This window comes from Pseudonocardia sp. ZF1, assembly GCF_056835605.1.
In genome coordinates, this window is record NZ_JAJNBY010000001.1 from 4,600,929 (window position 1) to 4,613,381 (window position 12,453).

9 protein-coding genes are annotated in these 12,453 nt (G+C 74.1%); 4 read left to right on the top strand and 5 right to left on the bottom strand.

Annotated features, from left to right (window positions below; all coding sequences use genetic code 11):
* The first annotated feature begins 127 nt into the window (after nucleotides 1–127).
* Together ZF1_RS22125 and ZF1_RS22130 are read left to right on the top strand one after the other, a co-directional pair.
* Nucleotides 128–907 carry a hypothetical protein gene (locus tag ZF1_RS22125; protein WP_062397463.1) on the top strand — a complete coding sequence of 260 codons (780 nt, stop codon included), beginning with the start codon at nucleotides 128–130 and terminating at the stop codon, nucleotides 905–907.
* 210 nt (nucleotides 908–1,117) lie between these two features.
* On the top strand, nucleotides 1,118–4,969 hold the full coding sequence (locus tag ZF1_RS22130) for a multifunctional oxoglutarate decarboxylase/oxoglutarate dehydrogenase thiamine pyrophosphate-binding subunit/dihydrolipoyllysine-residue succinyltransferase subunit (RefSeq protein WP_482638744.1): 3,852 nt from the start codon (nucleotides 1,118–1,120) through the stop codon (nucleotides 4,967–4,969).
* Nucleotides 4,970–5,031: 62 nt separating this feature from the next.
* On the opposite strand, the gene ZF1_RS22135 is transcribed toward ZF1_RS22130, so the two are convergent.
* Nucleotides 5,032–5,484: a hypothetical protein gene (locus tag ZF1_RS22135; protein ID WP_482638251.1), complete on the bottom strand. Its 453-nt coding sequence runs from the start codon at nucleotides 5,482–5,484 to the stop codon at nucleotides 5,032–5,034.
* Nucleotides 5,485–5,537: 53 nt separating this feature from the next.
* Complete coding sequence (locus tag ZF1_RS22140; protein ID WP_482638252.1) at nucleotides 5,538–6,752, bottom strand: DUF418 domain-containing protein; 1,215 nt, start codon at nucleotides 6,750–6,752, stop codon at nucleotides 5,538–5,540.
* A gap of 87 nt (nucleotides 6,753–6,839) precedes the next feature.
* Between ZF1_RS22140 and ZF1_RS22145 the strand changes: the two genes are divergently transcribed.
* Together ZF1_RS22145 and ZF1_RS22150 are read left to right on the top strand one after the other, a co-directional pair.
* The gene (locus ZF1_RS22145; protein ID WP_020623156.1) at nucleotides 6,840–7,016 is read left to right on the top strand and encodes a DUF6104 family protein; all 177 of its coding nucleotides are present in this window, start codon (nucleotides 6,840–6,842) and stop codon (nucleotides 7,014–7,016) included.
* 125 nt (nucleotides 7,017–7,141) lie between these two features.
* The gene (locus ZF1_RS22150) at nucleotides 7,142–8,572 is read left to right on the top strand and encodes a CitMHS family transporter (protein WP_476652512.1); all 1,431 of its coding nucleotides are present in this window, start codon (nucleotides 7,142–7,144) and stop codon (nucleotides 8,570–8,572) included.
* Nucleotides 8,573–8,776: 204 nt separating this feature from the next.
* Here the strand turns inward: ZF1_RS22150 and ZF1_RS22155 are convergent, their stop codons facing one another.
* From ZF1_RS22155 to ZF1_RS22165, 3 genes are read right to left on the bottom strand one after another with little or no spacing between them, the layout of a single operon-like run.
* Complete coding sequence (locus ZF1_RS22155; protein ID WP_139283056.1) at nucleotides 8,777–9,139, bottom strand: hypothetical protein; 363 nt, start codon at nucleotides 9,137–9,139, stop codon at nucleotides 8,777–8,779.
* Nucleotides 9,136–11,925 (bottom strand): FtsK/SpoIIIE domain-containing protein, encoded by a 2,790-nt coding sequence (locus tag ZF1_RS22160; RefSeq protein ID WP_482638253.1) that lies wholly within the window; start codon nucleotides 11,923–11,925, stop codon nucleotides 9,136–9,138. The genes ZF1_RS22155 and ZF1_RS22160 overlap by 4 nt, the downstream gene beginning before the upstream one ends.
* A gap of 19 nt (nucleotides 11,926–11,944) precedes the next feature.
* A complete protein-coding gene (locus tag ZF1_RS22165) occupies nucleotides 11,945–12,205 on the bottom strand; it encodes a hypothetical protein (protein ID WP_020623160.1) in 261 nt (86 codons plus the stop codon).
* Nucleotides 12,206–12,453: the final 248 nt, after the last annotated feature.

Genomic DNA, 12,453 nt, shown 5'->3' on the forward strand with positions numbered 1-12,453 from the left:
GGGGGTCGCGTCACGGCTCGTAGGCAGGGCGTAGAGAATGTGTGACGTCATCCACGGTTCACGGCGCCCCGGGCAACCCCTGCCGGGGCACCCGCGACAGGACTCGCGACATGACGAGGAGCCCGACTTGCTGGAGCTCGCCATCCGGACCTCCGACGAGCCGATCTCCCCCGGTCAGTACCGGCACACGGCGACGCACGCCTGGTGGATGGGGACCTGCTTCGCCCGCGACGAGCTCTGCGTCCACTACAGCGAGCACCTGCTCCAGCAGTGGACCCCGCTCGACCCGGCCCAGGACTGGCTGCTCGACCGCGAGCTGACCGGCCGCGTGCACTGGCTGTCCGGCGACGGCGCCGCCGCGATCGAGGACGGCTTCGACATCGCCGACCAGTGGCCCACCGGCCGCTTCCGCGCCCCGCACGGCGACTTCTACGCCGCGCTCCACGGCCACCGGCCCGCCGCGAAGGTCGGCTCGTGGGCCAACCCCACCGAGGCGTTCCTCGCGGGCCTGCCCCGCGACCCGGCCGCGATGCTGGACCGGCTGATCGCCGACAGCCCGCCGGGCCGCGGCTACACCGGCCCGTTCCCCAGCGCGGTCGACGCGCTGCGGACCTGCCGGGTCCCCGCCGAACTGCGCGCGGTGCTCTACGCCGCGCTGCGCCGGATGCCGGCCGTCTCCCTCGGCGAGACCGACAACCTCGACGGCGAGCGGCACCCCACCCTCGTCCACGACGACGGGCCGGTCCGCACCGAGCTGCTGATCTCCCCCGTCGACGGGCAGTACGCCGGCGAGCGCGACACCGTCCGCCGCCCGGCCCGCGTCGGCCCGCCGGTCGGGACGGTCGTCGCCGAGACGGCGACGCAGACCGCGGTGGTCGGCGTCCTCGGGTCCCCGCCCGGCTTCTGAATCGTGCCGCTCGCCGTCCGCGTGCGGTCGATCACGAAACGATCACGAAGTGGGACCCGGCACACTGCCCGGTCTCGCGCCGAGGGGACTAACCTGGTAGCCGGTCGCGACAAATCGAGCAGCTATCAAGGCGGTTGACGCAGAGTGTCATCGAGCAGTACCTCCCATCAGGCGAGCGACTTCGGTCCGAACGAGTGGCTCGTCGAGGAGATGTACCAGCGCTTCCAGGAGGACCCGTCGGCCGTGGACCCGGCCTGGCACGAGTTCTTCGCCGACTACGGCAAGGACGGTGAGAAGGCCTCCTCGTCGTCCGTCGGGACCGAGGAGCCGGCCGACACCTCCGCCGGCAACGGGTCCGCCCCGGCGGCCTCCTCGGGTGGGGTCACCCGGGGCGCGGCCACCGAGGACGACCAGGGCAGCGGGAGCGGCACGGAGACCGGCGCGGCCGGCTCCGGCGACGCCCCGGCCCAGAAGGCCGTGACGAACGGCGGGAAGGCAGGCGGCAAGGGCACCGCCACCTCCCGCGACGTCCCGCCGCCGGTCACCCCGAAGGCCGAGCCGCCGCCCGCCGAGGAGCGCCTGCGCACCGCGAGCGCACCGGCCCCGGCGTCGTCGAACGGGACATCGGCCAAGCCCGCCGCGGGCAGCGGTTCCAAGGCCGCGAAGCCGGCGCAGGACGGGGGTGGCGCGACCACCACCCCGCTGCGCGGTGCCGCGAACGCCATCGCCAAGAACATGACGTCGTCGCTCACGCTGCCGACCGCGACCAGCGTCCGTGCGGTCCCGGCCAAGCTGCTGGCCGACAACCGCATCGTCATCAACAACCACCTCAAGCGCACGCGCGGCGGGAAGCTGTCGTTCACCCACCTGATCGGCTACGCGCTGGTCCGGGCGCTGACCGACTTCCCGAACATGAACCGGCACTTCGCCGAGACCGACGGCAAGCCCTCGGTCGCGACGCCGGAGCACGTGAACCTGGGCCTGGCGATGGACATGCCGGGCAAGGACGGCAGCCGCTCGCTGATCGTCGTGTCGATCAAGGGCTGCGAGAACATGTCGTTCGCGCAGTTCTGGCAGGCCTACGAGGGCATGGTCCGCAAGGCCCGTGACGGCAAGCTGACCGCCGACGACTTCGCGGGCACCACGATCAGCCTGACCAACCCCGGCACGCTGGGCACCAACCACTCGGTGCCGCGGCTGTCGGTGGGCCAGGGCGCGATCGTCGGCGTCGGCGCGATGGAGTACCCGGCCGCCTTCCAGGGCGCGTCGGAGGAGCGGCTCGTCGAGCTCGGCATCTCCAAGATCATCACGCTGACCTCGACCTACGACCACCGGATCATCCAGGGCGCCGAGTCCGGCGACTTCCTGCGCCGGATCCACCAGCTGCTCCTCGGCGAGGACGGCTTCTACGACGACATCTTCGCCTCGCTGCGGGTGCCGTACGAGCCGGTCCGCTGGGTGCAGGACTTCCCCGAGGGCGAGGTCGACAAGACCGCCCGCGTGCTGGAGCTGATCGAGTCCTACCGGACCCGTGGCCACCTGATGGCCGACACGGACCCGCTGAACTACCGCCAGCGCCGGCACCCCGATCTCGACGTCCTCAGCCACGGCCTGACCCTGTGGGACCTCGACCGCGACTTCGCGGTCGGCGGGTTCGGCGGGCAGAGCCACATGAAGCTGCGCGACGTGCTCGGCCTGCTGCGCAACTCCTACTGCCGCACCATCGGCACGGAGTACATGCACATCGCCGACCCCGAGCAGCGCAAGTGGCTCGAGGAACGCATCGAGGTCGCGCACGTCAAGCCGGACTCCTCGGAGCAGAAGTACATCCTGTCCCGGCTGAACGCGGCCGAGGCCTTCGAGACCTTCCTGCAGACCAAGTACGTCGGGCAGAAGCGGTTCTCGCTGGAGGGCGGCGAGACCGTCATCCCGCTGCTCGACGCCGTGCTGGACAAGGCCGCCGAGCGCGAGCTCGACGAGGTCGTCATCGGCATGCCGCACCGTGGCCGGCTCAACGTGCTGGCCAACATCGTCGGCAAGCCGATCAGCCAGATCTTCCGCGAGTTCGAGGGCAACCTCGACCCGGGCCAGGCGCACGGTTCCGGCGACGTGAAGTACCACCTCGGTGCCGAGGGCAAGTACTTCCGCATGTTCGGCGACGGCGAGACCGCGGTCTCGCTGACCGCGAACCCGTCGCACCTGGAGGCCGTGGACCCGGTGCTGGAGGGCATCGTCCGCGCGAAGCAGGACCTGCTCGACAAGGGCGACGGCGGCTTCACCGTGCTGCCGGTGCTGATGCACGGCGACGCGGCCTTCGCCGGTCAGGGCGTCGTGGCCGAGACGCTGAACCTCGCGCTGCTGCGCGGGTACCGCACCGGCGGGACCGTGCACGTCGTCGTCAACAACCAGGTCGGGTTCACCACCGCGCCGGAGCACTCGCGGTCCTCGCAGTACTGCACCGACGTCGCGAAGATGATCGGCGCGCCGGTCTTCCACGTGAACGGCGACGACCCGGAGGCCTGCGTCTGGGTCGCCAAGCTGGCCGTGGAGTACCGCCAGCGCTGGAACAACGACGTCGTGATCGACATGATCTGCTACCGGCGCCGGGGCCACAACGAGGGCGACGATCCCTCGATGACCCAGCCGTCGATGTACGACATCATCGACGCCAAGCGAAGCGTCCGGAAGATCTACACCGAGTCGCTGATCGGCCGTGGTGACATCACCATGGAGGAGGCCGAGCAGGCGCTCAAGGACTTCTCCAACCAGCTCGAGCACGTCTTCAACGAGGTGCGCGAGCTCGAGAAGACCCCGCCGGTGATCTCGCCGTCGATCGAGTCCGAGCAGCTCGTCCCGTCCGACCTCGACACCTCGGTCCCGCTCGAGGTCGTCCACCGGATCGGCGACGTGCACGCCAACCTCCCCGAGGGGTTCGCCGTGCACAAGCGGGTCGAGCCCGTGCTGCGCAAGCGCGAGAAGATGTCCCGCGAGGGCGACGTCGACTGGGCCTTCGCCGAGCTGCTCGCCATCGGCTCGCTGGCGATGGACGGCCGGCTGGTCCGGCTGTCCGGTCAGGACTCGCGTCGCGGCACCTTCGTGCAGCGGCACTCGGTCCTGATCGACCGGCACACCGGTGCGGAGTACTTCCCGCTGCGCAACCTGGCCGAGGGGCAGGGCCGGTTCCTGCCCTACGACTCGGCGCTCTCGGAGTTCGCCGCGGTCGGCTTCGAGTACGGCTACTCGGTCGCCAACTCCGACGCGCTCGTCATGTGGGAGGGCCAGTTCGGCGACTTCGTCAACGGCGCCCAGTCGATCATCGACGAGTTCATCTCCTCCGGCGAGGCAAAGTGGGGCCAGCTCTCCGACGTCGCGCTGCTGCTGCCGCACGGCCTGGAGGGCCAGGGCCCCGACCACAGCTCCGGGCGCATCGAGCGCTTCCTGCAGCTGTGCGCCGAGGGCTCGATGACCGTCGCGCTGCCGTCGGACCCGGCGAACTACTTCCACCTGCTGCGCCAGCACACCCTCGACGGGGTGCGCCGGCCGCTGGTGGTCTTCACGCCGAAGTGGATGCTGCGTGCCAAGCAGGTCGTCAGCCCGCTGTCCGACTTCACCGAGGGCCGGTTCCGCCCGGTCATCGACGACCCGGAGCACGCCGGCAAGGGCGACACCGTCTCCGGGGTGAAGCGGGTGCTGTTCTGCTCCGGCAAGATCTACTGGGAGCTGGCCGCGGCCCGCGACAAGCGCCGCAAGAACGGCGACGCAGGCGTGGACGAGGCCGCGCTGGTCCGCGTCGAGCGGCTCTACCCGATGCCGGCCGAGGAGATCGCCGCCGTCCTCGAGCGCTACCCCGAGGCCGCCGGTGACGTCCGCTGGGTCCAGGAGGAGCCGGCCAACCAGGGCTCGTGGCCGTACTACGGCCTGGAGCTGCCGCAGAAGCTGCCCCAGCTGCAGGGCAGCTTCACCCGGGTGTCCCGGCGCCGGATGGCGGCCCCGGCCGCCGGCTCGTCGAAGGTGCACGAGGTCGAGCAGGCCGAGCTGATCGACAAGGCGTTCGCCCGGTAACACCACGCACGACGACGGCCCGGTCGGGGATCTCCCCGGCCGGGCCGTCCGTGTCCCACGGGTCAGGAGCGGCGCAGCGCCCCGGCGACGACCGCGACGCCGGTCACGACCGGCACGGCCCACTCCGCCACCCGGATCCGGCGGCGCAGCGCGGCATCCGGGCCCTCCGGCGTCGCGGCGCGGCGGCCCAGCGCCCCGGCCCAGGCGCTCGCGGCGAGCGCGGCACCGGTCAGTGCGGTCCGGGTCGCCGCCGCGGCCGCGACGCCCGGCTCGCGCCGGCGGACCGCGTCGCGCGCCAGCAGGCCCGCCCCGCCCAGCAGGTGCGCCGCCGTCGCGGCGGTGCCGATCCGGCCCCACCCGCCCCAGCCCGCGCCGGCGAGCCGTTCGCGCTCGGCCGGGTCGCCGACCGCGTCCAGTGCGCCGTTGAGGCCGGTGACGCCCATCAGCGAGCCGCCGAACCAGGCGGCCAGGCCGACGTCGTGCAGGGTGCGGGCCACGGGAGGGGTGAGTGCCATGAGAACTCCGGATCGGGGGGCGGCGGGGCCGCGGGCGCGGCGGTCCGTCGACGCTACCGAGCGCTCCGCGGCGACGGCCCGTAGGTCAGGCGGCGCAGCAGCGTCTCGGCGGGCCCCCGCACGCCGGCCCGGTCGAGCCGGTACGCGACGACGACGGTCAGCAGCCACACCCCGACCGCGACCAGCGACGCCGACCAGCCCGACAGGTGCGCGCCCAGCCCGAGGCCCCACGCGGCGAGCAGCGGCACGAACAGCAGCGACTGCGCCAGGTAGCCGCTCAGCGAGCGACGGCCGAGCGCGACCAGGGCCCGGACCGGCAGCGGCGCCGTCGGACGGGTTCCCAGCCGGTGCGCGACGAGGCCGAACACCGCCGCGTAGCCGAGCGCGGCGAAGATCCCGGTGGCGATGTGCAGGCCGGCGAACGCACCCGGGTCCGGCAGCGCGACGACGCCGACGTGCACGAGGGCCTGGGCCAGCCCGGCCGACCAGCCGACGGCGATGCCGACGGCGGCGGTGCGGCGCAGCAGGGGCAGGTGCGCGCCCGGCTCCTCCAGCACGCGGTGCCGCGCGGCGAGCAGCCCGAGCAGCACCGCGGCAGGCATCACCAGCGTCACGAACGCCCCGGGGATCGCCGACACCCACAGCGCGAGCCGCAGCGGCAGCGTCGCGAACCAGTCCGGGGTGGCGAGGGCGAGCTGCTGCGCGGCGGACGTCGGCGTCGCGCCACCCGTGAACTGCGCCAGCACGCCCGTCGCCGCGGGGACGGCCACGGCGAGACCGACCAGGACCCCGGCCCCGATCCGCAGGGTGCGGTCGCTGCGGTGCAGGAACAGCGGCACCAGCACCAGGCCCAGGACCCCGTAGGTGCCCAGGATGTCGCCCTGCCACAGCAGGGCCGCGTGCAGCAGGCCGAGGACGAGCAGCCACCGGTGCCGGGTGCGCAGCAGCCGCCGCGCCTGCGCGTCGGTGCCGCCGCCGGCGATCCGGCGGGCGTGGAGCTGCCCGATGCCGTAGGCGAACAGGAACCCGAACAGCGTCCAGGCGCGGCCGTCGACGGCGGTGATGGTCACGACCTGGGCGATCCGGTCGGCGGGTCCGCCGTCCGCGGCGTGGAGCAGCGTGGCCCCCAGCTCGGAGGTGTAGGCGAACCAGGGCGCGTGGGCCAGTGCGATCAGCAGCAGCATCGCGCCCCGGGCGAGGTCGGGGGCGAGCGCGCGGTCGCTCACCGGGGTCGGGGCGACGGTCGCGGCGGGCGGCGCGGTGGACATGGGATCTCCTCACGGGGCGGTGGGAGACCCATCGGAAACGATGCCGTCGCGTCCGGGTCAAGCGGCGGCCGCCGTATCCTCGCCGGCATGTACTTCACCGACCGCGGCATCGAGGAGCTCGTCGACCGGCGCGGCGACGAGCAGGTCAGCGTCGAGTGGCTGGCCGACCGGCTCCGCGCCTTCGTCGACGCGAACCCGCAGTTCGAGACCGCCGTCGAGCGGCTGTCGAGCTTCCTCGCGCGCGACGACGCCGACGACGAGTAGCCCCGTGACCACAACGACCACAGGGCACGCAGCGACCACTACGTGGGCTGTGTCCGCAAGCGGGACCGGGGCCGGGCCCCGGACCTAGCGTCGCTCCTCGACACATCCGTCGAGGAGGAGCACCGATGCTCATCGTTCTCGGGTCCGCGATGATCGCGGTCTTCATGTACCTGATCCTGGCGAAGCGGCTCGCGCCGACGCTGGCGCTGGTACTCGTCCCCCTGACCTTCGCCCTCGTGGCGACCGGCACCGGCCTGTCCGAGCCGGGTGAGGACGGCGTCGTCGACTCGATCTCGTCGGCGTTCTCCGACTTCGCGCCGACGGCCGTGCTGCTGTTCTTCGCGATCATCTTCTTCGGCACGATGATCGACGTCGGGCTGTTCGACCCGCTCATCCGCTTCGTGCTGCGCACGGTGGACAACGACCCGGTGCGCCTGGTCGTGCTGACCGCGGTGCTCGCCGGTGTCGTCTCCCTCGACGGCGACGGCTCGACCACCTTCATCATCACGGTGTCCGCGCTGCTGCCGATCTACCTGCGGCTCGGGCTGAGCCCGGTGGTGCTGACCGTCGTCGCCAACCTCGCGAACGGCGTGCTCAACATCCTGCCCTGGGGCGGCCCCACGATCCGCGCCGCGACGGTGCTGAACGTGTCGCCCTCGGAGCTGTTCAACCCGATGGTCCCGGGCATGGTGGCCGGCATCGCCACCGTGCTGCTGCTGGCCTGGCAGCTGGGCCGTTCCGAGCGCAAGCGGCTGCTGGTCTCGGGCCGCACGCTGTCGGTCGTCGCCGACGAGATGGTGGCGGTGCGCGAGCCCGCCCTGGTCGGCGGGGGCACCGCCACCGACGGCCCGGCCACCGGTTCGGGCGGAGGCCCCGCCGACGGAGCCGACGCCGGGGGCGCGCTGGAGGGCACGCTGGACCCGAACCGTCCGACGTTGCGGCCGAAGCTGATCTGGTTCAACCTCGGGCTCACCGTCGCGCTGCTGGTGCTGCTGGGCATGGACGTCCTGCCGCTGTCGCTGGTGTTCGTCGCGGCCGCCGCGATCGCCCTGGTCGTGAACTTCCCGAAGCCCGAGGACCAGCTCCGGGCGGTGACCTCGCACGCCACCTCGATCGTCGGCGTCGTGTCCATGGTGTTCGCCGCCGCGGTCCTGGTCGGGGTCCTGTCGGGCACCGGCATGGTGACGGCGATGGCGAACGGGATCGTCTCGGCCGTACCGCCGTCGGTCGGCTCCTGGTTCGCGGTGATCACCGGTGTGCTGAGCATGCCGCTGACGTTCTTCCTCACCAACGACGCGTTCTACTTCGGCATCCTGCCGATCCTCACCGAGGCCGCGGGCCACTACGGCATCGCCCCGGTGGAGATGGCCCGCGCCTCGATCATCGGCCAGCCGGTGCACATGACCAGCCCGCTGGTCCCGGCGCTGCTGCTGCTCGTCTCGCTCGCGAAGGTCGACCTGGCCGACCACCACCGCAGGGTGATCTGGCGGGCCGCGCTCTGCTCGCTGGTGATGCTCGGGGTCGCGCTGCTGCTGGGCGTCGTCCCGCTGGGCTGACCGCCCGCCCACCATCCGGTGCCGCCCACGCGGTACGCCGGGGAGGGGCGGACGGCGACCACCGGCCCCGGACCCCCGGCACGACCGTCGAGATGCAGCTCGGGGCTGCCCGCCACCCGTGGGGCGGCCCCGGGCTGCATCTCGGCGTATCCGGCCCGCGGCCGGGCCGGGCCGGGCCGGACGGGTGCGGCGTGCGGGGCGGGGTCAGTCGTCGTCGCGGCGCAGGCGGAACAGCCGCCGGTCGCCCGAGGAGCGCAGCTCGCGCAGGGCCTCGTCGGCGGCCTCCTCCAGCGCGGCGTGCTCGTCGGGGTCGGCCCGCAGGTCGGGCCGCGGCCGGGGCCGCCCCGGCTCCTCGGCCGACCACATCAGCTGCAACGCCGCCTCCCAGCGCAGCTCGAACATGCCGCGGGCCAGGGTGAGCCGGTCCGCGGCGTCGCGCAGCTCCCGCTCGGTGCCGCGCAGCTCGCGGCGCAGCTCCTCGGCCCGCCGGGCGTCGCGTTCCCGCAGGTCGACGACGGCGCCGGCCAGCTCGGCCACCACCGCGCGGTAGCGCTCCACGGCACTCACACCCCACCTCCGGCGACGCTGTCCGGGCCGCCCCCGCCCGCGTCGGTCAGGATGACCAGCTGCGGGCGGCCGTGCCGGGAGCGGTCGAGGAACAGCGCGCGCCCCGGCGTCGGCGTCCAGTCCAGCGGCTGTCCGCCCAGCAGCGGCACCAGGTCGGTGCCCTGCACGCCGGTCGCCACCCAGGCGCCCAGGTCGTCGATCGCCGCACCCGGCGGGGCCAGCAGCGTCTTCAGCCGCTGCGCGCCCTGCCACCAGCCCAGCACGTGCACCCCGACCCCGGGCCCGTGGCGCAGCAGCGCCCGCAGGTCCTCGGTGCCGGTGCGGTCCAGCATCGACTCCGCCGCGTCGGCGCCGAACACCACGACCAGCAGCGACGCGTGTCCCCCACCGCCGCCCGACGCGGCCCGGGCGCGGACCGTCGCCGCCAGCTCGGCGACGCGGGCGGCGAACCCGTCGGCGGACACCTTCTCCACCGTGCCGGGCAGGTCCGGGGCGAGCGCGCCCGCGGCCGCCGCGTCCGGGGCCAGCGGCACGAGCAGGACCTGCGCACCGGCCGGGTCGGGCAGCGACGCCGCCACCGAGCGGACGGCCGAGCACAGCAGCGGGACCGCGACACGGGCGTCGGGACCGATCACCCCGAGGTTGCGGCCGGGGCCGTCGGACAGCTCGGCGGCCGCGGGGCTGCCGTGCACGTCGACGAACTGCCCGACCAGCGCGCGGGGCACGCCGTCGGCGGGCAGCCGGGCGGCCAGTGCGTCGTGGGAGGGGGCGCGGGCGCCGTCGAAGACGACCGGCTCCGGGGTGTCGGGGAAGTCGGTGAACGCGGTGACCTGGACGTCGCGGACCACCGGGCCGCCCGCCTCGGGCAGCCGGACCACGTGGTTGCCGTGCGCGACGCCCGAGTCGTGGTTGACGATCGCGTGCCAGCGCGGGAGCGCCAGCGCGGCCTCGTTGTCCTGGGCGAGGATCCGCCGCGCGCGGGGCAGCGCGATCCGCAGCACGAACTGCTCGAAGATCGCCGAGCGGCCCCACAGCGCGTCGATGCCGGAGACGTCCTGGCTGGCCAGGACCAGGTGCACCCCCTGCGAGCGGCCGCGCCGGGCGACGTCCTCCAGCAGCGCGGTCGCCTCGGCGCTGACGGCGTCGCGACCGGTGAACAGGAACTGGAACTCGTCGATGACCGCGACGATCCGCGGCAGCCGCAGGTCGGGACGTTCCACCCGGAGCTCGGCCAGCTTGGTCGCGCCGTGCCGGCGGGCGGCCTCGGCGCGGCTGCGCATGACCTCGGACAGGTGGCGCAGCAGTGCCAGCCCGAACTCCCGGTCGGTGTTGATGTTGACGCCGATCAGCCGGGCCTGCGGGAGCCGGTCGGCGCGGTGGCCGTCGGGGTCCGGGGCGAACGGGGTGAACGACACCCCCTCCTTGAAGTCGAGCAGGTACAGCTCGACCTCGTCCGGGCCGTAGTGCGCGGCGAGACCGGCGATCCAGGCCAGCAGCAGGTTCGTCTTGCCCGACCCGCTGGGCCCACCGACGAGCGCGTGCGGGGAGTGGTCGTCGAGGCTCAGCTCGGCGGGGATGCCGTCCTCGTGCCCGACGACGACCTTGAGCCCGTCGTGCGAGCGGCCCTCGCCGCGCCGCCGGGGCAGCATGTCCTTGAACGCGCCCAGCCGTCCGCGCCACTGCTCGTGCCCGGCGGCGATCGCCTCGCACACCGCGGTGACGTCGTCGGCCGGTACCGGCGGGTCCGGCTCGACGAGCACGTGCGGCCCGGTCACCGAGGTCCGCACCGGGACCGGCGACCGGTCGTCGGCCGGGTCGACGCCCGGCGGGTCCCCGAAGCCGACGGTCTCCACCGGACGCGGCAGGGCCGCCGGCACGTCGAGCAGCACCAGCTGCACCCCGGCCGCGACACCGCCGCGCGCCACCCGCTGCAGCTGGCGCAGCTCGGCCTCGGGCAGCTCGCGGCCGTTGCCGACGAGCACCGCCACCAGCCACGCCTCGGGCCGCTCCCCCGTGCGGTCGGCGAGCTCGCGCAGCGAGGTGGCGCCGTCGGCGAGCACCCGGGTCTGCACCCGGCGGATCCGGTCCGCGAGCTGGTCCAGCAGCCGCCCCAGCCGGGTCGGGTCGTGCACGGTCAGCAGCCCGGTGCGGGTCAGCGGGTACAGCCCCGGCAGGGCGCCTGCGAGCTGGCCGACGTCCCAGACGTGCACGTTCACCGCGCCGGGCCGGAAGTACCGCACGGTGCGCAGGACCAGCTGCTCGACCATCGCCTCGGCCCGGTCGCGGGAGCGTGGCGTCGACACCACCTGCAGGTGCGCGCCGTCGAGCAGCGGGACCGCGACCCGGAACGGGGCACCGCCCTCCACCGAGCCGGTGCCCAGCACCCACATCTCCGGGACCGGGCCGGTCGGCTCGACGGCGCCCGCGACCGGCCTCCAGTCCGCCGGGGCGTCCCCGGCGGCGCCGGGGGTGGCGTCGGCGACGATCTCCGACAGTGTCTGCGGCGAGTCGCCCTGCCAGCGGTCGAACACGTGCGCCCGGTCCTCGGCGACCCGGGCGAGGACGCCCGCGAGCCGCGGGTTGCCGAGCACCCGGGCCAGCCCCGGGTCGCGGCGCGCGGCGTCGTGCCCGGTCTCGCGCAGCCACAGCTCCGCCATGACCTCGGCGTGCCGGGCCGCAGCCCGGTCGCGGCGGCCCTCCGCCGCACCCAGGGCCCGCGACGCCGCCCGGTGGAACCCGTCGAAGGCGGACCGGATCCGCTCGCGACGGTTCGGACGACGTGCCATCAGGGGCGGGCGGGCGCGGTCAGAGCCGCGAGGCGACGTCGTCGGCGGACTGCATGGCGATGTGCAGGGCCTGCTCGACCTCGTCGATCTTCTCCGACGCGGCGGCGAAGCGGGCGCGGGCGTCGTCGGCGTCGTTCTGGGCGGTGCCGTAGATGTTCTGGGAGAACGCGGCGCCGGCCTCCTCGATGGCCTGGCGGGCGTGCCGCAGCGCGCCGAGGCTCTCGGTGGCCTGCTGGTTGGCCCGCCCGATCCCGGCCCGGATCTCGTCGATGTTCGCCATGCCCACCCTCCGTGCGTGCGCGTGCGGCGACCGTGACCCGGCCGACGCCGCGGTCAATCTATCGGCCGGTCCCGGTACCCGTTCATGGTGCGCCGGGCGTGCACCGCCTGCAACGGCGGGTGCGCCGTGCGTCGTAGCCCGTCGCCGCGATCGGGGGGTCCGATACGTCCGTTCGTGACCCTTCCGCGCTGGAATGCACCGCCCCGCTCGCCTAGCGTGCTCGGCGAACCCGCGCGACACCTCCCACG

What these genes read in the sequence shown, in the direction of transcription:
- ZF1_RS22160 (WP_482638253.1), bottom strand. Translation starts at nt 11,925, where the DNA reads ATGGCACGTCGTCCGAACCGTCGCGAGCGGATCCGGTCCGCCTTCGAC.
- ZF1_RS22165 (WP_020623160.1), bottom strand. Translation starts at nt 12,205, where the DNA reads ATGGCGAACATCGACGAGATCCGGGCCGGGATCGGGCGGGCCAACCAG.
- ZF1_RS22145 (WP_020623156.1), top strand. Translation starts at nt 6,840, where the DNA reads ATGTACTTCACCGACCGCGGCATCGAGGAGCTCGTCGACCGGCGCGGC.
- ZF1_RS22130 (WP_482638744.1), top strand. Translation starts at nt 1,118, where the DNA reads ATGTACCAGCGCTTCCAGGAGGACCCGTCGGCCGTGGACCCGGCCTGG.
- ZF1_RS22140 (WP_482638252.1), bottom strand. Translation starts at nt 6,752, where the DNA reads ATGTCCACCGCGCCGCCCGCCGCGACCGTCGCCCCGACCCCGGTGAGC.
- ZF1_RS22150 (WP_476652512.1), top strand. Translation starts at nt 7,142, where the DNA reads ATGCTCATCGTTCTCGGGTCCGCGATGATCGCGGTCTTCATGTACCTG.
- ZF1_RS22135 (WP_482638251.1), bottom strand. Translation starts at nt 5,484, where the DNA reads ATGGCACTCACCCCTCCCGTGGCCCGCACCCTGCACGACGTCGGCCTG.